The organism is Microbacterium sp. Z6_144, assembly GCF_057197625.1.
Genome location: NZ_JBXVPT010000001.1, coordinates 2122449 through 2145914 on the forward strand (window position 1 = coordinate 2122449; position 23466 = coordinate 2145914).

General features: G+C 67.7%; 17 protein-coding genes and 3 rRNA genes. All 20 read right to left on the bottom strand.

Annotated elements, in window-relative coordinates:
* Positions 1-37: 37 nt before the first annotated feature.
* The 20 genes from recN to argC all read right to left on the bottom strand — a co-directional run bounded on the left by recN (position 38) and on the right by argC (position 23188).
* Positions 38-1729, bottom strand: coding sequence for a DNA repair protein RecN (gene recN / locus AC2DGY_RS10400; protein ID WP_484510001.1), 1692 nt, complete (start codon positions 1727-1729; stop codon positions 38-40).
* A complete protein-coding gene (locus tag AC2DGY_RS10405) occupies positions 1726-2646 on the bottom strand; it encodes an NAD kinase (protein WP_484509619.1) in 921 nt (306 codons plus the stop codon). Before AC2DGY_RS10405 ends, recN begins: the two co-directional genes overlap by 4 nt.
* A complete protein-coding gene (locus tag AC2DGY_RS10410) occupies positions 2643-3443 on the bottom strand; it encodes a TlyA family RNA methyltransferase (protein WP_484509620.1) in 801 nt (266 codons plus the stop codon). Before AC2DGY_RS10410 ends, AC2DGY_RS10405 begins: the two co-directional genes overlap by 4 nt.
* Complete coding sequence (locus AC2DGY_RS10415; protein WP_484509621.1) at positions 3440-3610, bottom strand: hypothetical protein; 171 nt, start codon at positions 3608-3610, stop codon at positions 3440-3442. The genes AC2DGY_RS10410 and AC2DGY_RS10415 overlap by 4 nt, the downstream gene beginning before the upstream one ends.
* Before the next feature lie 17 nt (positions 3611-3627).
* On the bottom strand, positions 3628-4665 hold the full coding sequence (locus AC2DGY_RS10420; RefSeq protein ID WP_484510002.1) for an HAD-IIA family hydrolase: 1038 nt from the start codon (positions 4663-4665) through the stop codon (positions 3628-3630).
* Positions 4665-5402: a hypothetical protein gene (locus tag AC2DGY_RS10425; protein ID WP_484509622.1), complete on the bottom strand. Its 738-nt coding sequence runs from the start codon at positions 5400-5402 to the stop codon at positions 4665-4667. The genes AC2DGY_RS10420 and AC2DGY_RS10425 overlap by 1 nt, the downstream gene beginning before the upstream one ends.
* Before the next feature lie 531 nt (positions 5403-5933).
* Positions 5934-6050: ribosomal RNA gene (gene rrf / locus AC2DGY_RS10430) — 5S ribosomal RNA — on the bottom strand.
* 106 nt (positions 6051-6156) lie between these two features.
* A 23S ribosomal RNA gene (locus AC2DGY_RS10435) occupies positions 6157-9262 on the bottom strand.
* A gap of 407 nt (positions 9263-9669) precedes the next feature.
* A 16S ribosomal RNA gene (locus AC2DGY_RS10440) occupies positions 9670-11188 on the bottom strand.
* The 16S, 23S and 5S rRNA genes sit together here, the layout of an rRNA operon.
* Before the next feature lie 549 nt (positions 11189-11737).
* Positions 11738-12532 (bottom strand): DUF4184 family protein, encoded by a 795-nt coding sequence (locus AC2DGY_RS10445; RefSeq protein WP_484509623.1) that lies wholly within the window; start codon positions 12530-12532, stop codon positions 11738-11740.
* Positions 12533-12541: 9 nt separating this feature from the next.
* A complete protein-coding gene (tyrS, locus tag AC2DGY_RS10450; protein ID WP_484509624.1) occupies positions 12542-13855 on the bottom strand; it encodes a tyrosine--tRNA ligase in 1314 nt (437 codons plus the stop codon).
* A 135-nt stretch (positions 13856-13990) separates the two neighbouring features.
* Positions 13991-14689: a hypothetical protein gene (locus tag AC2DGY_RS10455; RefSeq protein ID WP_484509625.1), complete on the bottom strand. Its 699-nt coding sequence runs from the start codon at positions 14687-14689 to the stop codon at positions 13991-13993.
* Entirely contained in the window at positions 14686-15336 is a 651-nt protein-coding gene (locus AC2DGY_RS10460) for a SatD family protein (RefSeq protein ID WP_484509626.1), read from the bottom strand. The genes AC2DGY_RS10455 and AC2DGY_RS10460 overlap by 4 nt, the downstream gene beginning before the upstream one ends.
* A gap of 49 nt (positions 15337-15385) precedes the next feature.
* A complete protein-coding gene (gene argH, locus AC2DGY_RS10465) occupies positions 15386-16813 on the bottom strand; it encodes an argininosuccinate lyase (RefSeq protein ID WP_484509627.1) in 1428 nt (475 codons plus the stop codon).
* The gene (locus tag AC2DGY_RS10470; RefSeq protein ID WP_484509628.1) at positions 16810-17949 is read right to left on the bottom strand and encodes a heparan-alpha-glucosaminide N-acetyltransferase domain-containing protein; all 1140 of its coding nucleotides are present in this window, start codon (positions 17947-17949) and stop codon (positions 16810-16812) included. The genes argH and AC2DGY_RS10470 overlap by 4 nt, the downstream gene beginning before the upstream one ends.
* Positions 17928-18851: an ornithine carbamoyltransferase gene (argF, locus tag AC2DGY_RS10475; protein ID WP_484509629.1), complete on the bottom strand. Its 924-nt coding sequence runs from the start codon at positions 18849-18851 to the stop codon at positions 17928-17930. Before argF ends, AC2DGY_RS10470 begins: the two co-directional genes overlap by 22 nt.
* Entirely contained in the window at positions 18848-20089 is a 1242-nt protein-coding gene (locus tag AC2DGY_RS10480) for an acetylornithine transaminase (RefSeq protein ID WP_484509630.1), read from the bottom strand. Before AC2DGY_RS10480 ends, argF begins: the two co-directional genes overlap by 4 nt.
* Positions 20086-20988, bottom strand: coding sequence for an acetylglutamate kinase (argB, locus tag AC2DGY_RS10485; protein ID WP_484509631.1), 903 nt, complete (start codon positions 20986-20988; stop codon positions 20086-20088). Before argB ends, AC2DGY_RS10480 begins: the two co-directional genes overlap by 4 nt.
* Entirely contained in the window at positions 20985-22142 is a 1158-nt protein-coding gene (argJ, locus tag AC2DGY_RS10490) for a bifunctional glutamate N-acetyltransferase/amino-acid acetyltransferase ArgJ (RefSeq protein WP_484509632.1), read from the bottom strand. The genes argB and argJ overlap by 4 nt, the downstream gene beginning before the upstream one ends.
* Positions 22139-23188, bottom strand: coding sequence for an N-acetyl-gamma-glutamyl-phosphate reductase (gene argC / locus AC2DGY_RS10495; RefSeq protein WP_484509633.1), 1050 nt, complete (start codon positions 23186-23188; stop codon positions 22139-22141). Before argC ends, argJ begins: the two co-directional genes overlap by 4 nt.
* Positions 23189-23466 lie beyond the last annotated feature (278 nt).

Sequence of the window (23466 nt, forward strand, 5' to 3'; positions counted from 1 at the left end):
GGCCCGTCACTACCCGTCGGGTCGGACGCCTCCGGGGTCACCGGGTCACGCGGCCGGCGGCCAGCAGCTCACGCGCGTGCGTGATCGCGGCGTCGGAGTCGGGCATCCCCGACAGCAGCCGTGCCATCTCGGCCTCGCGCTCGGCGCCGTCCAGGCGCCGGACGCTGGAGGCGGTGACGGACCCGTCGGTGCCTTTCACCACGGAGAGGTGGTTGCCGGCGAAAGCGGCGACCTGCGCGAGATGCGTCACGGCGATCACCTGCGATGTCTCCGCCAGACGGGCCAGGCGTCGGCCGACTTCGATCGCCGCCGCCCCGCCGATTCCCGCATCCACTTCGTCGAAGACGAACGTGGGCACCGGGTCGACCCCGGCGAGCACCACCTCGATGGCGAGCATGACCCGGCTGAGTTCCCCACCCGAAGCGCCCCGCGCCACCGGTCGAGGCTCCGCGCCGGGGTGCGGGGCGAGCAGGATGGTGACGTCGTCACGTCCGGATGCGGAAGCGGCCCCGGGCGCGACGGCGACGGTGAGCGTCGCATCCGGCAGCGCGAGGGCGTGGAGCTCCTCCGTCACCGCTGTTGCCAGCCGTCCTGCCGCTTCGACGCGAGCCGCGCTCAGCGCTTCCGCTGCCCGGTCGAGGCGCCCGGCCGCTTCCGACCGCTCGGCGGAGAGACGCGCGATGCGGTCGGAGTCGTCATCCAGCTCCGCGAGACGGGCCGAACCCGTCTCGAGCAGGTCGAGGGCCGCGTCCAGGCTGCCATGGGTGCGGGCGAGCCCGGCGAGCACTGCCCGGCGCTCCTCGACGGCGGCGAGCTCGTGCGGGCCGGTCTCGTCGAGATCGGCGAGGTAGCCCGACAGCGCCGCGGCGATGTCGGTGACCCGGTAGCCGAGTTCGGCCACCTGATCGGCCAGCTCGGTCAGCACCGTATCCCCGCCGCGCTCGAGCGCCCGCCGCGCGTCGGCGAGCAGTGCCGTCACGTCGGGCGCGTCGCTCTCGGAGGAGAGCGCCTCGTGCGCGGTGACGGCTGCGAGCCGGAGCTCCTCGGCGTTCCCGAGGCGTTCGGCGCGCGCTGCCAATTGCACGTCCTCCCCCGCGACAGGCGCGGCGGCCTCGATCTCGGCGATGCGCGCGCGCAGGTCGTCCGCCTCACGCGCACGCACATCCCGGTCGTTCTCGATCGTCGTCAGCTCCGCGTCGAGCGCGCGCCAGCTCTCGTACGCGTCCCGGTACGCGGCCAGCGCGCCTGCGACCGGGGCGCCGCCGAAACGATCGAGCGCATCCCGTTGCGCGGCCGATGAGCGCAGTCGCAGCTGGTCGGATTGACCGTGGACGACGACGAGATCGTCGGCGAGGTCGGCGAGCACCCCCGCGGGGGCGGTGCGTCCTCCCACGGTCGCCCGCCCGCGGCCCTCGCTGGAGACGGTACGTCCGAGGTACAGCTCGGCGCGGCCGTCGCCGATGGGTTCGATGTCGCCGCCGGCCTCCCGGACGCGATCGGCCACCGAGCCGTGCTCGGGCACGACCCAGACGCCTTCCACCCAGGCCTGGCCGGCACCCGAGCGCACCGCGCCGGAGTCGGCCCGCTGGCCCAGCAGCAGTCCCAGCCCGGTGACGACCATGGTCTTCCCGGCTCCGGTCTCCCCCGTGATCGCCGTGAACCCGGCACCGATGGGCAGCGTCGCGTCGGCGATCACGCCCAGATCGCGCAGGCGCATCTGCTCGATCACGCCGGCGCCCCGTCGGGGCCGCGCCACCCCTCCACAGGAAGGCGGAACTTGCGGACGAGCCGGTCGGTGAACACGGCGGGATGCAGCCGCGCGAGGCGTACCGGTCGACTGGAGCGGCGGACCACCACGCGGGCGCCGGGGGGCAGATCGTGCGAGCGCCGGCCGTCGCACCACAGGATGCCGACGCCACTGGTCCGCTCGAGCACCTCGATGGCCACGGACGCGCCGGGATCCACGACCAGCGGACGCGCGAACAGGGCGTGCGCCGAGAGGGGCACCACCGCGATCGCCTCGACGTTCGGCCAGATCACGGGGCCACCGGCGGAGAAGTTGTACGCGGTCGACCCGGTGGGTGACGCGACGACGACCCCGTCGCATCCGAACGACGACAGCGGCCTCCCGTCGACCTCCATCACGACCTCGAGCATGCGTTCGCGGCTGGCCTTCTCCACGGTCGCTTCGTTCAGCGCCCACGTCTCGTAGATGACGTTGTTGGCCGCGTCCTTCACCCGCACCGCCAGCGCGAGGCGCTCCTCGACGCGATAATCCTTGGCGATCACGCGTCGCACCGCATCGTCCATGTCGTCGCGTTCGATCTCCGCCAGGAAGCCGACGTGACCGAGGTTGATGCCCAGGATGGGCGCCGTGCCGCCGCGGACCAGTTCGGCGGCCCGCAGGATCGTGCCGTCGCCGCCCAGGACGATGGCGAGCTCGACGTCTTCCAGTGGCACGTCCACGGCGAGCGTGCCCACGCCGGTGAAGTCCAGCAGATCGTCGAGCTCCGCCCGGTCGTCCGCCGAGAGCACGGGCCGGGCGCCGGCCGACCGCAGCTCCGACAGGACGCGGCGCGCTGCATCCACCGTGTCTTCCCGGCGGGAGTGCACGACGACCAGGATGCTGCGTTCGCTCGAATTCATGGGGTACCGACCACTTCGTTCAGGGTGCTCCCCCATTCTGACGGATCGCTTCCCCGACCGGTCGCCAGATGCACCACGAACTCGCGATTGCCGTGCGTGCCGGGCACCGGCGACTGGATGATCCCCACCGTGCGAAGACCCACGTCCCACGCCGACCACAACACGGTACTCACCGCGTCCGCCCGCAGCGCCGGGTCACTCACGAGGCCACCTTTGACGGCGGTGCGGCCCACTTCGAACTGGGGTTTGACCAGGAGCACGACATCGGCATCGGGCGCCGCCACCGCGACCACCGCGGGGAGGACGTGGGTGAGGGAGATGAAGGACAGGTCGCCGGTGACCACCGTGGGCGCGGCGGCGATCCCGGTGGCCTCGGCCAGACTCGCCGCGTCCATGTACCGGACGTTGTAGCCCTCGACGGCGATCACCCCGGAATCCGCCGCCACCTGGGGTGCGAGCTGCCCGTGGCCGACGTCCACGGCCAGGACGGGAGCGGCTCCGCGCTCGCGCAGTACCTGGGTGAACCCGCCCGTGGACGCTCCGAGGTCCAGCGCCAGACGCCCGCGGACATCGATGCCGAACGCGTCGAGGCCCGCCAGCAGCTTGTGCGCGGCACGGCTGACGTAGGAGTCCGCGGCGGCGACCTCGATGAGCACGTCGTCATCGACCGGCGTGGAGGGCTTCACCACGGGACGCCCGTCGACGCTGACGGACCCCGCGCTGATGAGCTGCGCGGCCTGCGTACGTGAGCGCGCGAGTCCTCGCGCAGCAACGGCCGCGTCGAGGCGCTGCGTCATCCGCGCGATCCGCCGTCCGCGGTCGGCCCCGACTCGAGCCGCCGGGCGAGCTCGTCGTGCAGGGATGCGTAGGCGCCCGCGCGATCGGCGAGCGGCTGCGATTCGATCACCCGGAGGCGGCTGATCAACTCGTGGCCGTCGTCGGAGGAGTCGTCGCGGTCGGGCATGCCGCTATCGTAACGACCTACACCCGCCAGAAGGGGTCGGCATACAGGCGTTCGGGCACGCGGAACCCGTAGATGGCACGTCCCGATGACCAGATGGCCGACGCCCCGGCGCGGAGAAGGTCGACCGGGCGATCGCCTTCCGCCACGATGCGGAGGTCGGCGCCGTCGATCTCGACGGTGGACCGGCCCACGGTCGTGCGCGCCCCGTCGACGAGGGTCTGCGGGTACGGCTCGAAGAGCTCGCGCAGATCACCCAGGATCACGTCCGGTCGCGCGTCCGGCGGGGCCGCGAGCACGTGCTTGGGACGGTCGATTCCGGTGAGCACGAGGGCCGAGGCGATCCCGGCCCGCGAGGCGCCCTGGATGTCGGTGTCGAGGCGATCACCGATGAACAGGGGTGAGGCGGCACCGAAGCGGGCCACCGCTTCGGTGAAGATGGGCGTCTCCGGCTTTCCGGCGACGGTCGCCAACCGCCCGACAGCCGTGTGCACGGCCGAGACGAGTGTCCCGTTCCCCGGCGCGATTCCCCGTGCCTGCGGGATCGTCCAGTCGGTGTTGGTGGCGATCCACGGGATGCCGCCCTCCTCCTCCGGCCGCTGCAGGGCGTAGGCGGCCTCGGCAAGCTGTGCCCAGCCGACCTCGGGCGCGAACCCCTGCACCACGGCGGCCGGGGCATCCTCGGCGCTCCGCGTCACGGTGTAGCCCGCCTTCTCCACCTCGACGACCAGTCCTTCCCCGCCGACGACGAGGATCGTGGCGGGCGGGGCGACGCGATCACGGAGCAGCCGCATCGCCGCCTGCGGGCTGGTGACGACCGCGTCCGCTCTCACGGTGAGACCGAGCTCGGTCAGATGCGCAGCGACGGATGCATCGGTGCGGGAGGCGTTGTTGGTGATGAACCCGAGCCGGCGCCCGTCCCGTTCGGCACGGTTGAGGCTATCGACGGCGTGCGGGATCGCACCGGGACCGGCGTACACGACGCCGTCGAGGTCGGCGAGAACGACATCGACCCCGTCCAGCGGCGCAGGGCCGGGAGGCGCCGGACGGCGACGGATCACTCCGGGGACCCCGGGCCTTCGACGCGCCGCGTCGCCGGGGCGTCATCATCCTCCTCGTCGACCTCCTCCACGACGAGCACCTCGCGGTCGGCCGCCCCTGTCGCGGCATCGAGCGCGTCTTCGGCTACCTCGGCGCGGCGATACCACTGTTCCGCCTCGTCGTCGCGGCCGAGCTCCTCCAGCACCGCCGCGCGGGCGGCGAACAGACCGGGGCTCCACTCGAAGGCGCGATCGGGGTCGAGTTCGGGGATATCGAGTTCCCGCAACGCCTCCTCCGGCTGCCCCAGGTCGAGCCGCGCGCCCGACATGGCGATCGCGAGTTCGACCCGCACCCCGACCGGCAGGGTGGAGCGGTCCACCGAACGGCCCACCTCGAGAGCGCGATCGGGACGCCCGACGCCGCGCTCGCTGTCGACGATGAGCGGCAACTGGTCGTCGCGTCCGGAGATCCGGCGGTACGTCCGCAGTTCCCGCAGGGCCAGCGCGAAGTCCCCGATCGCGTACGCAGTGATGGCGGCCGTCTCGCGGACCACCCCGACACGCCCTGCGCGGCGGGTGGCCGCCAGCGCGTGCTCATGCGCCAGCGCGGGATCCTCGTCGATCAAGCGCGCCGCCATCGCCAGGTGGCGGGCGACGTTCTCCGCGTTCTCCTTGCTCAGCGTCTTCAGCTCGTTGCGGGCCGGCGACGCCAGGTCGTACGGCGTGACCTCGTCGGGAATGAGCGGCTCGGCCACGCGGGCACGGCGGTCATCACTGGTCGGAATCGGACGCGGCGACCGGTGATCGGAGGGTCGTCGATCCGGGCGACGCGCGCCATCGTCCGCGGGGCGCCGGCCGGATGCTGCGGAACGGGGGCCGTCACCCCACGGCCGACGCTCCCCGCCCCCCGCCGGACGGCGAGGCCCGTCACCCCACGGTCGACGTTCGCCGTCGCTGCGGGGACGACGTTCGCCATCACCGGCCGGCCGCTGCGGCCGATCGCCCGACGGGCGGCGCGGCGACTCGCCGCGGGGCCGGTCGCCCGACGGGCGGCGCGGAGCATCACCGTTCGAGCGACGCGCCCCACCGCCGTCGCGCCGCGGCGCGTCCGAGGAGGCCCGAGGAGGACGCTCGTCGCGGCGGTCGCGGTCCCCACCGCCGGAGCGCGCCGTGCGCGGTTCGCGGTCGTCGCGGTCGTCCGTTGCCACGGTGATCTCCCTTGGGATAAAAGTGCCCGTAAAACGCGAAATGGCCACCCAACGTTGGGTGGCCATTTCTCGAAAGAAGTCCGGCGGTGTCCTACTCTCCCACAGGGTCCCCCCTGCAGTACCATCGGCGCTGTGAGGCTTAGCTTCCGGGTTCGGAATGTAACCGGGCGTTTCCCTCACGCTATGGCCGCCGAAACACTATTGATGTTTCAGTCGTACACAAACGTAAATCATTATTGTGTTGTTGTTCCCGACCGTACATCGGGAACCACTCAGTGGACGCAAGCACCAAAAACGGTGTGTTATCAAGTCATCGGCTTATTAGTACCGGTCAGCTTCACGCGTTACCGCGCTTCCACATCCGGCCTATCAACCCAGTAGTCTGGCTGGGAGCCTCTCGCCCGAAGGCATGGAAGTCTCATCTTGAGGCCGGCTTCCCGCTTAGATGCTTTCAGCGGTTATCCATCCCGAACGTAGCTAATCAGCGGTGCTCCTGGCGGAACAACTGACACACCAGAGGTTCGTCCAACCCGGTCCTCTCGTACTAGGGTCAGATCCTCTCAAACTTCCTACGCGCGCAGCGGATAGGGACCGAACTGTCTCACGACGTTCTAAACCCAGCTCGCGTACCGCTTTAATGGGCGAACAGCCCAACCCTTGGGACCTACTCCAGCCCCAGGATGCGACGAGCCGACATCGAGGTGCCAAACCATGCCGTCGATATGGACTCTTGGGCAAGATCAGCCTGTTATCCCCGAGGTACCTTTTATCCGTTGAGCGACAGCGCTTCCACAAGCCACTGCCGGATCACTAGTCCCGACTTTCGTCCCTGCTCGACCTGTCAGTCTCACAGTCAAGCTCCCTTGTGCACTTACACTCGACACCTGATTGCCAACCAGGTTGAGGGAACCTTTGGGCGCCTCCGTTACTTTTTGGGAGGCAACCGCCCCAGTTAAACTACCCACCAGGCACTGTCCCTGAACCGGATTACGGTTCTAAGTTAGATATCCAGAGTGACCAGAGTGGTATTTCAACGATGACTCCACATGAACTGGCGTCCATGCTTCAAAGTCTCCCACCTATCCTACACAAGCCACACCGAACACCAATACCAAGCTGTAGTAAAGGTCACGGGGTCTTTCCGTCCTGCTGCGCGTAACGAGCATCTTTACTCGTAATGCAATTTCGCCGAGTTCGCGGTTGAGACAGTTGGGAAGTCGTTACGCCATTCGTGCAGGTCGGAACTTACCCGACAAGGAATTTCGCTACCTTAGGATGGTTATAGTTACCACCGCCGTTTACTGGGGCTTAAATTCTCAGCTTCGCCTTGCGGCTAACCGGTCCTCTTAACCTTCCAGCACCGGGCAGGCGTCAGTCCGTATACATCGTCTTGCGACTTGGCACGGACCTGTGTTTTTAGTAAACAGTCGCTACCCACTAGTCTCTGCGGCCTCCAAACGCTTTCGGAGCAAGTCCTAATACGCCGAAGGCCCCCCTTCTCCCGAAGTTACGGGGGCATTTTGCCGAGTTCCTTAACCACGATTCTCTCGATCTCCTTGGTATTCTCTACCTGACCACCTGAGTCGGTTTGGGGTACGGGCAGCTAGAACCTCGCGTCGATGCTTTTCTTGGCAGCATAGGATCACCCACTTTTCATCCGCATCGTGTCTCAGCCTTAATGAGTGACGGATTTGCCTATCACTCGGCCTACGCACTTGCACCAGGACTACCATCGCCTGGCTGGGCTACCTTCCTGCGTCACACCTGTTAATACGCTAACCGCACCAGCATGGGGTCGAGCGTTCGCCAAGACGGCTTCACCCCGAAGGGATCCGTCCATTCCTGGTTAGGACTCTTAGCACCACTGGATTAGCTTGGGCGGTTCTTCGCCGGTACGGGAATATCAACCCGTTGTCCATCGACTACGCCTGTCGGCCTCGCCTTAGGTCCCGACTTACCCAGGGAAGATTAGCTTGACCCTGGAACCCTTGGTCGTTCGGAGGACATGTTTCTCACATGTCTTTCGCTACTCATGCCTGCATTCTCACTCGTGTAGCCTCCACGGCTGGTTCACACCGCCGCTTCGCTGGCCACACGACGCTCTCCTACCCATCAACACGGCTGGACCACGAAGGCCTACCAATAATGTCAATGCCACAACTTCGGTGGCGTGCTTGAGCCCCGTTACATTGTCGGCGCGGAATCACTTGACCAGTGAGCTATTACGCACTCTTTCAAGGGTGGCTGCTTCTAAGCCAACCTCCTGGTTGTCAAGGCAACTCCACATCCTTTCCCACTTAGCACGCGCTTAGGGACCTTAGTTGGTGGTCTGGGTTGTTTCCCTCTCGACTATGAAGCTTATCCCCCACAGTCTCACTGCTGCGCTCTCACTTACCGGCATTCGGAGTTTGGCTGACGTCAGTAAGCTTTTGGGCCCCATCGGCCATCCAGTAGCTCTACCTCCGGCAAGAAACACGCAACGCTGCACCTAAATGCATTTCGGAGAGAACCAGCTATCACGAAGTTTGATTGGCCTTTCACCCCTATCCACAGCTCATCCCCTCAGTTTTCAACCTAAGTGGGTTCGGTCCTCCACGACGTCTTACCGTCGCTTCAACCTGGCCATGGATAGATCACTTCGCTTCGGGTCTAGGACACGCGACTGAATCGCCCTATTCAGACTCGCTTTCGCTACGGCTACCCCACTCGGGTTAACCTCGCCACGTATCGCTAACTCGCAGGCTCATTCTTCAAAAGGCACGCTGTCACAGCTGCTATGGCTGCTCCAACGGTTTGTAAGCAAACGGTTTCAGGTACTATTTCACTCCCCTCCCGGGGTACTTTTCACCTTTCCCTCACGGTACTTGTCCGCTATCGGTCATCTGGGAGTATTTAGGCTTATCAGGTGGTCCTGACGGATTCACACGGGATTTCTCGGGCCCCGTGCTACTTGGGATACTTCTCGCGCCAAGGAAGGCATTTCGACTACGGGGTTTGCACCCTCTATGACCGGCCTTTCAATGCCGTTCGTCTATACCTGCTTGTAACGCCGGCTGTTCGGCAGAACAGCCTGAAAAGTCCCACAACCCCGAATACGCAACTCCTGCCGGATATCACACGTACTCGGTTTAGCCTGTTCCGGTTTCGCTCGCCACTACTAACGGAATCGCGGTTGCTTTCTCTTCCTGTGGGTACTGAGATGTTTCACTTCCCCACGTTCCCTCTACCCGCCCTATATATTCAGGCGGGAGTCACTGGGTCGGCACGCCGCCCAGCGGGGTTTCCCCATTCGGAGACCCTCGGATCAAAGTGTGCTTATCCACTCCCCGAGGCTTATCGCAGATTGCTACGTCCTTCTTCGGCTCCAGATGCCAAGGCATTCACCGTTTGCTCTTAAAGACTTGAAATCACATGAGTTTTATCAAGAATCGGTTCGGACTAAAAGTCCGACTCGAAATTGATTAATGATCTTTAAGATCATCTATATGAGCTGATCTAAAAGATCAGCTCAAAGATGCTCGCGTCCACTGTGTAGTTCTCAAAGTACGGGCGGTGCCCTTCTCGTGTGTCGCACTGCGACAACGAAAAAGGCCCAGAGGTTCAGCTGCGGTCGAAACCGCATCCGGTCCCTCAGGACCCAACAGCGTGCTTGTGCCGGCCAGTTCGCCAAGTTCGTTTCCAGCTGCAAGCAGCGTACTGAGAACCGGGAGACCCGATCGGCACCTCGTCAAATGTTCCACCCTTGAGCTACCAGCGAGAACATTCGTCTCGATCTGGCGCCTGGACACTCCGAGGAGTGCCAGATGCTCCTTAGAAAGGAGGTGATCCAGCCGCACCTTCCGGTACGGCTACCTTGTTACGACTTAGTCCTAATTACCGATCCCACCTTCGACAGCTCCCTCCACAAGGGTTGGGCCACCGGCTTCAGGTGTTACCGACTTTCATGACTTGACGGGCGGTGTGTACAAGACCCGGGAACGTATTCACCGCAGCGTTGCTGATCTGCGATTACTAGCGACTCCGACTTCATGAGGTCGAGTTGCAGACCTCAATCCGAACTGGGACCGGCTTTTTGGGATTCGCTCCACCTCACGGTATTGCAGCCCTTTGTACCGGCCATTGTAGCATGCGTGAAGCCCAAGACATAAGGGGCATGATGATTTGACGTCATCCCCACCTTCCTCCGAGTTGACCCCGGCAGTATCCCATGAGTTCCCACCATTACGTGCTGGCAACATAGAACGAGGGTTGCGCTCGTTGCGGGACTTAACCCAACATCTCACGACACGAGCTGACGACAACCATGCACCACCTGTATAGAGACCTTGCGGGGCGACTGTTTCCAGCCGTTTCCTCTATATGTCAAGCCTTGGTAAGGTTCTTCGCGTTGCATCGAATTAATCCGCATGCTCCGCCGCTTGTGCGGGTCCCCGTCAATTCCTTTGAGTTTTAGCCTTGCGGCCGTACTCCCCAGGCGGGGAACTTAATGCGTTAGCTGCGTCACGGAATCCGTGGAATGGACCCCACAACTAGTTCCCAACGTTTACGGGGTGGACTACCAGGGTATCTAAGCCTGTTTGCTCCCCACCCTTTCGCTCCTCAGCGTCAGTTACGGCCCAGAGATCTGCCTTCGCCATCGGTGTTCCTCCTGATATCTGCGCATTCCACCGCTACACCAGGAATTCCAATCTCCCCTACCGCACTCTAGTCTGCCCGTACCCACTGCAGGCTGGAGGTTGAGCCTCCAGTTTTCACAGCAGACGCGACAAACCGCCTACGAGCTCTTTACGCCCAATAATTCCGGATAACGCTTGCACCCTACGTATTACCGCGGCTGCTGGCACGTAGTTAGCCGGTGCTTTTTCTGCAGGTACCGTCACTTTCGCTTCTTCCCTGCTAAAAGAGGTTTACAACCCGAAGGCCGTCGTCCCTCACGCGGCGTTGCTGCATCAGGCTTTCGCCCATTGTGCAATATTCCCCACTGCTGCCTCCCGTAGGAGTCTGGGCCGTGTCTCAGTCCCAGTGTGGCCGGTCACCCTCTCAGGCCGGCTACCCGTCGACGCCTTGGTGAGCCATTACCTCACCAACTAGCTGATAGGCCGCGAGCCCATCCCAGACCGAAGTTCTTTCCAGCTGTGACCATGCGGTCGCAGCTCGTATCCGGTATTAGCAGCTGTTTCCAACTGTTATCCCAGAGTCCGGGGCAGGTTGCTCACGTGTTACTCACCCGTTCGCCACTGATCCGGAGAGCAAGCTCTCCTTCACCGTTCGACTTGCATGTGTTAAGCACGCCGCCAGCGTTCATCCTGAGCCAGGATCAAACTCTCCGTAGAAGAATTTTGCTGCGATCGAACCGGAATGGGTTCGGCCGAGCGAGTTTGATCTGACGATCGGATGTCATTACTGACATTTATCCGTTTAATCTCAAAAGAATCTCATCGGTCAGACAAGCTGACCGCGAGGTTTTTTGGCATTTGACAAGTGCACGCTGTTGAGTTCTCAAGGATCGGATGCTCCTGCTGCTCGGCCTCTCGGCTCTGCCCGCAGGGCAACTTCTCTATCTTATCCGTTTCGCTCAGCTTGTCAAATCGACGTTTCGTTCGTTCCGAATCGGAACCGAGCGTCGGGGACGCAGCCTGAGCGGCCGGAACCCCATCCTAGACCCGGAGGTCGTCACACTCAAGTGAGTGTGAGGTTGGGGGTGGTTCTCCGCTTGAGAGGTAGCGGGGCCTTTCGGCCTCTCCGCTCTCCCCTGTGGGGCGAACAAGTAATAAGTTACGTGGGATCCGGGGACTCGGCAAATCTCGGCGCATCCCGGGCGTGTCGCCCGTGTTTCCGGGCCTCGGGGCAGACGGTGGCGCGTGGCCGGTGCCGCCGAGAAGTCACCGCGCCGCCCGCCGTCGCAGCAGGATGGCGAGGCACAGGAGCAGCGTCGCGGCGCCCCACCCCGCCGCGGCGGGGGGCAGCACGCGGTAGGCGAGGTGGGCGGGGGTGAAGCCGGCGCCGAGGGGGCCGTGCACGGCGAGGCCGATCAGCCACGCGCCGGCGAGGACGACGGGCAGCGAGCACCACCATGCGGTGCGTACCGGTGCCGGAAGCAGGCGCACCACCGGCTCGGGCGTGCGGCGGCTCATCCGGATCAGGCCCCACGCGGCGAGGATCGTGAGACCGACGACGCTCGAGCCGTGCTGCAACCACGAGTACCCGCGGAGCGCGCCCCACCGTTCGTCGAGCACGGGGAGCAGTTCCACTCCCCCGCGTCCTTCGTGCGTGAACAGGTCCCACACGATGTGCGTCACCACGCCGAGCGCGAGGGAGAGCACGACCAGGCCCACGCGTGGCCACGACAGCCGCCTACCCGGAAGAGCGACCGTCTCGCGCAGGCCCTCGGTCGCCCCGGCGTCCCACGCGGCGGGAAGCCGCTCGGCCACCCGCCGCGGGACGAGTTCGCGGACGGCAGGACGCAGGACGCATCGCCACACCAGCAGCAGCATGGCCGCCATCGCCACGGTCAGGGGCAGCCATGCCAGATCGTGCGTGCGACCGTAGGGCGGCACCACCCCCCGCACGAACAGCGGCAGATCGGGTGCCATCGCCCCGATCGCGAGTGCCGCCGGAACCAGGGGCGTGCGCGTGAATGCCAGGGCCACCACCGCGTGGCTCGGCGTCAACGGCACGGCGCGGGCTCAGTCGAGGAAGACGCCGGCGAGAGTCTTCTTGCCACGGCGGAGCACCGAGACCCCGCCGGGAAGCGATGCGTCGACGACGGCGTCGTCCGCGGTCACCCGCTCACCATCCAGCGTCACCCCGCCCTGCGCGATCGCGCGCCGCGCCTCGCTCAGACTCGTCACGAGCCCGGTCGCCACCAGCGCATCCACCACCGATGTGCCCGCCGGCACCCGGGCGTGCGGAAGCTCTTCCAGCGCGCTGCGCAGTGTCGCCGCATCCAGCGACGAGAGGTCTCCCTGACCGAAGAGAGCCTCGGATGCCGCAGCCACTGCGGACGCGGACTCCATGCCGTGCACGAATGCCGTCACTTCCAGCGCGAGGCGTCGTTGCGCGCCACGGCGGAAGGGCTCCTCGGCCACCAGCCGTTCGTACTCCGAGATCTCCGCCCTCGTGAGGAACGTGAACACCTTCAGGCGCGCGATCACGTCCGCGTCGAGGGTGTTGAGGAAGAACTGGTAGAACGCGTACGGGCTGCACATCTGCGGATCCAGCCAGATCGCGTTGCCCTCGCTCTTGCCGAACTTCGTGCCGTCGGCGTTGGTGATCAGCGGCGTGCCGACCGCGTGCACCGATCGCCCCTCCACCCGGTGGATGAGGTCGACGCCGCTGACGAGGTTCCCCCACTGGTCGCTCCCCCCGGTCTGCAGAACGCAGTCGTACGAGCGGAAGAGTTCGAGATAGTCCAGCCCCTGCAGGATCTGGTAGCTGAACTCGGTGTAGCTGATGCCGGCGTCGGAGTTGAGCCGCGCCGCCACCGCGTCCTTCTTCAGCATCGCGCCCACGCGGTAGTGCTTTCCGATGTCGCGGAGGAAGTCGATGGCGCTCAGCGGCGCCGTCCAGTCCAGGTTATTCACGATCCGCGCCGCGTTGTCGCCGTCGAAGCTCAGGAAGCGCTCGACCTGGGCGCGGAGGAAACCGACCCATTCCTGCACGGTCTCGGGAGTGTTCAACGTCCTCTCGGCCGTCGGGCGCGGATCGCCGATCAGGCCGGTCGACCCGCCCACGAGTCCGAGCGGCCGGTGGCCGGCCAGCTGCAGACGTCGCATCGTCAGCAGCTGCACGAGGTTTCCCAGGTGCAGGCTGGGCGCCGTGGGGTCGAACCCGCAGTAGAACACGATCGGAGGCCCGCCGAGGAGCGTGCGCAGATCCCCGGCATCCGTGGACACGTGCACGAGCCCCCGCCAGTTCAGCTCGTCCCAGACGTTGTCGAAGGACGGGTCGTTCTCGGGCGCGAGCGCGCTCACAGCGCTGTCGGTGGGTGGGGCGGACACATCCGCCAGGCTACCAGCGGGCGTGGGGCCTCACGACGCTGCGACCTCATCGAACAGCCCGATGAGGTTGCCCTCCGAGTCCCTGATGTAGACCCATCGGGAGGTGTCGGTGAGGGCTGGATCTCGCCGATCTGCTCAGACCGCAGCACCCCACCACACGAGCGCTGCGGCCCCCAGGGCGCAGGCCCAGCTGACGAGGCTCCCCACGAGGAAGTACTCGGCACGGTCTCCGGCGTCGCCGTCACGGGAGATCTCGGGGAAGCGCACGATCCCTTTCGCCGCGAGAACGGCCGCCAGCAGCGTGTAGGCGCCGGCCAACGTGAGCGCGAAGACGAGGAGGCGCTCGAGCGGGCCGATGAGACGCCCGCCCTTCAGGGCGGAGTCGGCCGGCGCGAGCGCGACGCGCTCCCCGCGTAGCGCCGAGCGGACGACGATGTTCGCCGATTCGAGCAGGAACAGCGCCGCGCCCACGACGACGACGAGCGCGTCGATCGCGACCGGGCCGAAGGGCGCCACCGGCTGCCAGCTTTCGCCGAGCGGTCCCGGCGTCGCCCGCGGGCCCGCGGCGAGCACGGCCGTCGCGCAGATCGCCGCCACGATGGCTGCCGCCCAGATACCGGCGCGCCGCGCCCCGTCCGGGGAGACCAGCGCCACCCAGCCGGCGGCCAGGAGCGCCGCCGCGATCGCCACGGGGACGGCGTCCACCGCCGCGCTCGCGGCGATCAGCACGACGGCGGCGGCGAAATAGGCGAGCCATCGGCGGCGCGCGGGGGCGAACTGGCGCAGCAGATCGGCTGCCCCGATCATCAGCAGGAGCATGCCGGCGAAGATCACGGCGTCCCCGCCGGGGTCAGCGAGGCGAAGCCCTCCACGATCGCACCGGCACCGGCACCGCCGAGTGCCTGTGACACGGCGGACTGCGTGATGCCCTCCGCCTCGGCCAGCGCCCGTTGCGTGCGACCGAGGCACCGTCCGTATACGAGGCGCCGCGTGCGCTCGCTCATCGAGCCCACGAGCTGGTCTCGTGCGAGGAGATACGCGTTGGCGAACGCGGCGGAGGAGCGCATGCCGGCATTCTCCTCCCCCTCTGCGACGCTCACCCATGTCCGCGCGCTCGGCGCGGCGCGCTGCTGCAGGCCGTGCACGCGGTCGATCGCCGCCCGCCCCGCCCACCACCCAGGGCCGTCGGTGAGCTCGCTCGCGCCCGAGGGCACGGGGTTGACGCGGCCGAGGCCGACGCCGAAGCGGCACTCCACGCCGTCGGGCAGTGCCAATTGCAGCAGGAGCAGCGAACTCAGCGCCGCCTCCAACCCCGGATAGACCGCCTGCAACTCGTCGCCGACGGTGGGTGTCAAGCGGCGTTCGGCGAGGGGATGCTCCGCCTCCACGCGCGCGATGGTCTCCTCGAGGACGCGCTGTGCGTGCGCGCGGTCGGCGAGGCGGCGGGAGCCGACGATGTCGGCGATCACGACCGTGGTCATCCGATAAGCATATAACTGATCTTCAGGAAATATCAGCCAAAGACTTATCTCAGAGTCCGAGTTCCCGCGTCACCGACTGCGCGCGAGTGACGAGCTGACGCCGCTGCTCGCTCACGCGCTCCGGGGCGGTCCCGCCCACACCCGAGCGACTAGCGACCGAGCCTTCGACCGTGAGGACGTCGCGCACCGCGGGGGTGAGCGCCGGGGAGACCTCCGCGAGGAGCTCGTCCGGAGCATCCTCGAGGCCGATCCCGCGCTCCTCGCAGGCCCGCACGAGCGAGCCCGAGATCTCGTGCGCATCGCGGAAGGGCACTCCCTGCCGCACCAGCCAGTCGGCCACGTCGGTCGCGAGCGAGAACCCCTCCGGCGCCAGGGCGGCCATCCGGGCGGTGTCGAAGCGCAGCGTCGCGATCATTCCCGCGAACGCGGGAAGCACGAGTTCGAGCGTGCGCACGCTGTCGAAGACGGGTTCCTTGTCCTCCTGCAGATCGCGGTTGTACGCCAACGGCAGGCCCTTGAGCGTGGCGAGGAGCCCCGCCAGGTTGCCGATGAGGCGCCCCGCCTTGCCCCGGGCCAGCTCCGCGATGTCGGGGTTCTTCTTCTGCGGCATGATGCTCGAACCGGTCGAGTACGCGTCGTCGAGCGTGACGAAGCCGAACTCGCGCGTGTTCCACAGGATGACGTCTTCGGCGAAGCGCGACACATCCACCGCGATCATGGCCGTGACGAAGGCGAATTCGGCCACGACGTCGCGCGAGGCGGTGCCATCGAGGGAGTTCTCCGCCGGGCGGGCAAGACCCAGTTCCCGGGCGACCAGTTCCGGGTCGAGCCCGAGGCTCGATCCGGCCAGCGCTCCCCCGCCGTACGGTGACACCGCGGCGCGACCCGACCAGTCGCGCAGACGCTCGAGCCCGCGCAGCAGCGCCCAGCCGTACGCCTGCAGGTGATGCGCGAGCAGCACGGGCTGAGCATGCTGCAGGTGCGTCCGCCCCGGCATGACCGCGTCGGCGTGCGCGTCGGCCTGAGCGACGATCGCGTCGATGAGGCGCAGGACCTCGCGCGCGATCGTGCGACCGTGATCGAGGAGGTAGAGCCGCACGAGCGTGGCGATCTGGTCGTTGCGGCTCCGGCCGGCGCGGAGCTTCCCCCCGAGCCCGGGGCCGACCTGCGCGATCAGCGCGGCCTCGAGGGCGCCGTGGACGTCCTCGTCGTCCGGGCCGGCTACGAGAGTTCCCTCCACCACCCGGGCGGCGAGCGCGTCGAGCCCCGCGTGCATCGCCGCCGCCTCATCCACGCTCAGATAGCCCGCCGCCTCCAGCGCCTTCGCGTGCGCATGCGAGCCGGCGATGTCGTAGAGCGCGAGGTCCCAGTCGAAGTGCGTCGAACGGCTGAGCGCGGCCAGTTCGGCTGACGGGCCGCCCGAGAACCGGGCACCCCACAGGGCCCCGTCGTTCGTGCCGTGCCCCGACTGACTCATTGCTCCAGCCTATCGACCCGCTCGCGGGCGGCCGGCTCCCGCACGACCCAGTCGCTCACCCGGGCGATGCCGGCCTCCAGCGGTCCGCGTCCGATGAGCAGAGCCCAGAGCGTGCACGCCGCCAGCAGCGCGAGCGTCATCGGCCAGAACGGTTCGAGCGCCCGGAACCCGCGGAGGTCACCGCTGTCGCCCAGCACGGATGCCGCGATCACGGCCCACACGACCAGCTGCGCCGTGTAGGCGGTCAACGGCATCGAGCCCACGGCGCGCAGCGGCACGACCACCCAGCGGAGCACCGTGCGGCAGACGAGCAGGGACAGACCGATCACGGCGATCGCGAAACCTCCTGAGCCGACCACCTCCAGCACGCCGCTGGAGTGCGCGCGGGCCGTCCATACGGCATTGAAGAGCGACAGCGGCTCGTCGGCGAACTGCGAACCCGATACGGCCGCCACGGCGTACCCGAGCACGGCGAGGGCGGAGCCGGCGCCCACGAGGAGCACGGCCGTCCGGACCGACCGCAGGTCGGTGCGGCCGATGGCCATCCCGGCGAGCAGGAACGCGATCCACACCGGGAAGGGGTAATGCCACCCGATGACCGTGGAGATCGCGGCCCCATCAGGGCTGAACCAGAAGGGCGACGCATCCCACAGCGCCTGCGGAAAAGGCATGACGATGCCGAGGACCGCGGCGAGCACGAACAGCGTACGGGCGCGGAGGCCGAGGAACGGCAGCGACAGGAGGAACAGGATGGCGTAGGCGGGCAGGATGACGTAGACCGGCACCCCCGTGCTCACCAACGCCACCCCGATGACCCACAGCAGCGCGCCCCGCAGCGCGATGCGCCCCGAGGCGCGGGCGCGCGCGGGGCCCTGCAGCGGCCTGGGACCGCCGGTGACCAGCGCGATCGACACACCCGCGAGCGCGGCGAAGAGGATCGAGGATCGGCCGTTGACGACGTCCACCCACGTGGCCGGGTCGGCCGGGACGAACGCCTCGATGACGAGCAGGTGCGCCGCGAGCATCCCGACGACGGCCAGTCCTCGCGCCAGGTCGATGCCGGCCAGGCGCGGCGGCCCGTCGAAACGCCGCCACCGCGAGGTGAGCCAGCCGGTCAGTCCTGCCGCAGCAGCCACACCAGGAGCGCCTTCTGCGCGTGAAGCCTGTTCTCGGCCTCATCCCACACGACGCTCTGGGGGCCGTCGATGATCTCCGCGTCGACCTCGTAACCGCGATCGGCGGGCAGACAGTGGATGAAGATCGCGTCCTGCCGCGCGAGCCCCATGATGTCGTGCGTCACCTTGTAGGCGCCGAGATCACGCAGGCGTGCGAGTTTCTCCTCCTCCTTGCCCATCGACACCCAGGTGTCGGTCACGACGACATCCGCCCCCGCGGCCGCCTCGCTGGCGTCGGTGTACAGCGTGACCGAGCCGCCGGTGCGGGCGGCGATGGCGTCGGCATCGGCGACGACATCCTCGCGCGGCGCATAATTCTCCGGCGAGGCCACGCGCACGTGCATTCCGGCGGTGACGCACGCCAGGACGTACGAGTGCGCCATATTGCTCCGGCCGTCACCGAAGAAGGAGAGGGTGAGGCCGGCCAGCTCGCCCTTGTGCTCGCGGATGGTCAGCAGGTCGGCCAGCAGCTGGCAGGGGTGGAAGTCGTCGCTGAGCGCGTTGACGACGGGAACGCGCGTGCCGCGGGCCATCTCCTCGAGCCCCGACTGCGCGTACGTGCGCCACACGATCGCGGCGACCTGCCTCTCGAGCACGCGGGCGGTGTCCGAGGGGGTCTCCTTGCCGCCCAGCTGGCTGTTGGCGGTGGAGATGATCAGCGGGGATCCCCCGAGGTCGGCGATGCCGACGGCGAAGGACACCCGCGTGCGCGTGGACGACTTGTCGAAGATCACCGCCACGGTCTGGGGGCCCGCGAGGGGCCTGGTCCCCCAGCGATCCTTCTTCAGTTCGAGCGCGAGGTCGAGGATCTCGGATTGTTCGGCGGGACTGAGGTCATCATCACGCAGGAGGTGTCGGGTCACGCGGAAACTCCCTTCGCCGCTTCGGCGGCATCCTCGAGCAGCAGCGAGTCGGAAACGGTCGCGAGCGACGCGGCGAACAGCCGCGTGAACTCCTCGATCTCGGTGTCGCCGATCGTCAGCGGCGGCGCGAGACGGATGGTGTCATCGTTCGGGGCGTTCACGATCAGGCCGTGCTGCTGAGCGGCGGCGACGATCGCCTTGGCGACGGGGTGGCTCAGCGTCACACCGAGGAGCAGTCCCCGTCCGCGGATGCCGGTCACCAACGTCGAGCCGATTCCCTCGATCGCGGTGCGCACTTGAGCGCCGCGCCGGCGGGCGTTGTCCACGAGCCCCGCCCGCTCGATCTCGTCCAGGACCGCGCCGGCCACGGCGGTGCCGAGCGCATTGCCGCCGAAGGTGGAGCCGTGGGTGCCGGGGTAGAACAGCTCGCTCGCGGCGGCGTAGGTGATCAGCGCGCCGATCGGGAAGCCGCCGCCCAGGCCCTTGGCCACGGTGATCGCGTCGGGGGTGATGCCCTCGTGCTGGAAGGCGAACCACTCCCCCGTGCGCCCGGCACCGGTCTGGATCTCGTCGACGATCAGCAGCGCGCCGGAGCGCTCCGTGAGAGCACGGGCCGCGGCGAGATACCCCTCCGGAAGGTCCACGACGCCGGCCTCGCCCTGGATCGGTTCGACGATCAGGGCGGCGACGCGGTCATCCATCGCCGCCGCCAGGGCGTCGATCGTGGGGTCGATGTGCTCGACGCCCGGCACCATGGGCAGGAAGTCGGCCTGGAGGGCCGGCTTCCCGGTGAGAGCGAGGGTGCCCATGGTGCGGCCGTGGAAGCCGCCCTTCAGGGTGAGGATGCGGGTGCGACCGGTCTCGCGGCCGTGCAGGCGCGCCAGCTTGAACGCTGCTTCGTTGGCCTCGGCGCCGGAGTTGCCGAAGTACACGCGCCCTGCGGGGCCGGTTCCGGCCAGCCGCTTGAGGCGGGCGGCGAGCTCGAGTTGCGGCGGGGTCGCGAAGTAGTTCGACACGTGCACGAGGGTGGCCGCCTGACGGGAGACCGCCTCCACGAAGACCGGGTGCGCGTGGCCCAGCGCGTCCACGGCGATCCCGGCGAGGAAGTCGAGGTAGCGCCGTCCGTCCTCGTCCCACAGATACGCGCCTTCACCGCGGACGAACAGCGCCATCCGTTCGCCGAAGCTGCGGACGAGGTCGCGCCCGGCGTCCTCCTGCCACGTCGTTGCCTCGCTCATGCGACGACCTCCGTTCCGATCCCTTTGCTGGTGAACAGCTCCACGAGCACCGAGTGCGGCACCCGCCCATCGATGATCGCCGCCGTCGGCACGTCACCGTCGACGGCGTCCAGGCACGCCTGCATCTTCGGGATCATCCCCGACTGCAGGCGCGGCATCATCGCTCGAAGCTCGGACGATGTCAGGTGGGAGACGAGGGATTCCCGGTTGGGCCAGTCGGCGTACAGCCCCGCCACGTCGGTGAGGATCACGAGCTTCTGCGCTTTCAAGGCGACCGCGAGCGCGGCCGCGGCCGCGTCGGCATTCACGTTGAGCGAGTGTCCGGGACGATCCAGGTCGGGCGCGATGCTCGAGACGATCGGGATCCGACCGGCGGCGAGGTGGTCGAGGACGGCCTTCGGATCCACCGACTCGACGTCGCCCACCCGGCCGAGGTCGTGCTCGATGCCGTCGACGACGACGCCGCGGCGCCGCCCGCCGAACAGCCCCGCGTCCTCACCGCTGAGACCGGTGGCCAGCGGGCCGTGGGTGTTGACCTTCGCCACCAGTTGCGGGTTGATCTGGCCGGTGAGCACCATCCGCACGACGCTGATCGCCTCCGTCGAGGTGACCCGGTAGCCCCCCTTGAACTCGCTGGGGATGGCCAGGCGATCAAGCATCGAGGAGATCTGCGGCCCCCCGCCGTGCACGACCACCGGGAGCACCCCGACATAGCGGAGGTAGGCGATGTCGGCGGCGAATGCCTCCTGCAGCTCGTCGCTGACCATCGCGTTGCCGCCGTACTTGATCACGATGATCGAGTCGCGGTACCGCCGCAGCCACGGGAGGGACTCCACGAGGATGGCCGCGCGCTCGCTCACGGCGGCGGGGTCGGTGTCTTGAAGATCGATTCCGGTCATGAGGAGTAGGCGCTGTTCTCGTGAACGTAGTCGTGGGTGAGGTCGTTGGTGAGGATCACCGCGTCGGCGTCGCCGGCTTTCAGGTCGATCCCCACCCGCGTGGCACGCGGAGTGAGATCGACCTCTTCGCGGGGGCGGTCCGGCCCGCCGGCCGTGCACACGCGCACCCCGTTCATCCACACGTCCACGTCGTACGGGTCGAACTGCGCCGTGGTGGTCCCGATCGCGGCGAGCACCCGGCCCCAGTTGGGGTCGTTGCCGAAGATCGCGGCTTTGAAGAGATTGTTGCGGGCCACCGAGCGGCCGACTTCGACGGCCTCTTCCTCGGTGGCGGCGTGCACCACCTCGATGCGGATGTCGTGGCTCGCGCCCTCCGCGTCGGACTGCAGCTGCTCGGCCAGATCGAGGCACACCGCGGCGAGCGCCGCACGGAACGACCCGGCCTCGGGGCGGATGCCGCTGGCCCCGCTCACGAGAAGGCTGACCTGGTCGTTCGTGGACATGCAGCCGTCGGAGTCCAGCCGGTCGAAGCTCACGCGGGTCGCGTGCCGGAGCGCGGCATCCGCCTCGGCGGAGTCGAGCACCGCGTCGGTGGTCAGCACCACGAGCATCGTGGCAAGCCCGGGGGCCAGCATCCCGGCACCCTTCGCCATCCCGCCGATCGTCCAGCCGCCCTCGCTGTGCACGACCCGTTTGGGGCGCGAGTCGGTCGTCATGATCGCGAGCGATGCGTCCTCTCCCCCGTCGTCCGAGAGCGCCGCGACGGCCTCCTCGACACCGCGGAGCACCTTGCCGCGGAACACCTCGTCGCCGGTGCCGATGAGACCGGTCGAGCACACCAGCACGTCGCCGGCACCGACCCCGAGGAGCTCCCCGGTCTTCTCGGCGGTCTGATGCGTCGTCTGGAATCCGAACGAGCCGGTGAAGCAGTTGGCCCCGCCGGAGTTGAGCACGATGGCCTCGACGACGCCGTCCTTGATCGCCTGCTCCGACCACAGGATCGGGTTGGCCTTGGCGCGGTTGGATGTGAACACGGCCGCTCCCACCTTCAGCGGGCCGCGGTTCACCACGACGGCGACATCGGGCTTGCCGGTGGATTTGAGTCCGACGGCCACGCCTGCGGCGTCGAATCCGGCGGGGGCGGTGACGCTCACGGTGCCACTCCGTTCACGCTCAGCGCGCGGGTTTCGGGAAGCCCGAGCGCGATGTTCATCGACTGCACAGCGGCACCTGCGGTGCCCTTGACGAGGTTGTCCACGGCCGTGACCACGACGACGCGGTTCGCGTCCCGGTCGATCGCGAGCCCCAGCAGAGCGGTGTTCGCACCGATCACGTCCGCCGTGCGCGGGAAGGCTCCGGCGGGCAGAAGGTGGACGAACGGCTCGCCGTCGTACGCCTGCTCCCACGCGGCACGGATCTGGTCGTCGGTGGCCCCGGGGGTGATCGGCGCGGAGGTGGTGGCGAGGATGCCGCGGGCCATCGGGACGATCACCGGGGTGAAGGAGACACGCACCGATGCCGCATCCGCGCCCGCCGCCACCAGTGCCTGGCGGATCTCGGGGATGTGGCGGTGGGTGCCGCCGACGGCGTACGGGTTGGCCGAACCGAGGACCTCGCTGGCGAGGAGATTCGTCTTGAGGCTCTTCCCCGCGCCGCTGGGGCCGACCGCGAGCACGCTGACGATGTCGGACGCGGCCACGACGCCGGCCGCGACCCCCGGCGCGATGCTGAGCGACACCGAGGAGGCGTTGCATCCGGGGGCTGCGATCCGCGTCGCACCGACGAGGGCGTCGCGCTGCTTTCCGGAACCGACCGGCAGCTCCGGCACTCCGTACGTCCACGCCTCGGCGAAGTCGCCGCCGTAGAAGCGGCCCCAATCGGCGGAATCGGTGAGGCGGTGGTCCGCTCCGGCGTCGATCACGAGCGGCGTGTCCGCCAGCGCGTCGGTGTACTGACCGGACTGTCCGTGCGGAAGAGCCAGGATGACGATGTCATGCCCGGCGAGGACCTCCGGCGTCGTCTCCTGCAGGGTGAGACCGGCGAGGGAGCGCAGGTGCGGCTGGTGCTCGATGAGCGGCTGGCCGGCGGTGGAGTGCGCGGTGACGGTGCGGATCTGGACGTCCGGGTGTCCGGCGAGCAGGCGCAGCATCTCGCCGCCGGCGTAGCCGGATGCACCGGAGACGGCGACCGAATAGGGCATGACTTCCACCTTATGTCTGGGACGGGGCCGGAGACGGCGACACCCGAGCCGCAGACGCGCTCCCGGGGTCGCCTAGAGTCGGCGGCCGCGGCGAAGCGGGCGCACGCCGGTGCCGCGGAGCGCGAGCGAGGCGGAGCCGGCGGGAAGCATGCGCCGACCCTAGCCCCGTGCGAGACCGGTATGCAAATCCCGTCCCGACAGCATCGTCACCGAGCTGGCCGACGGCGAGGCGGCGTTCGGCGTTCAAAACTCAGGAGATTCCGCCCCATCCGGGCCCC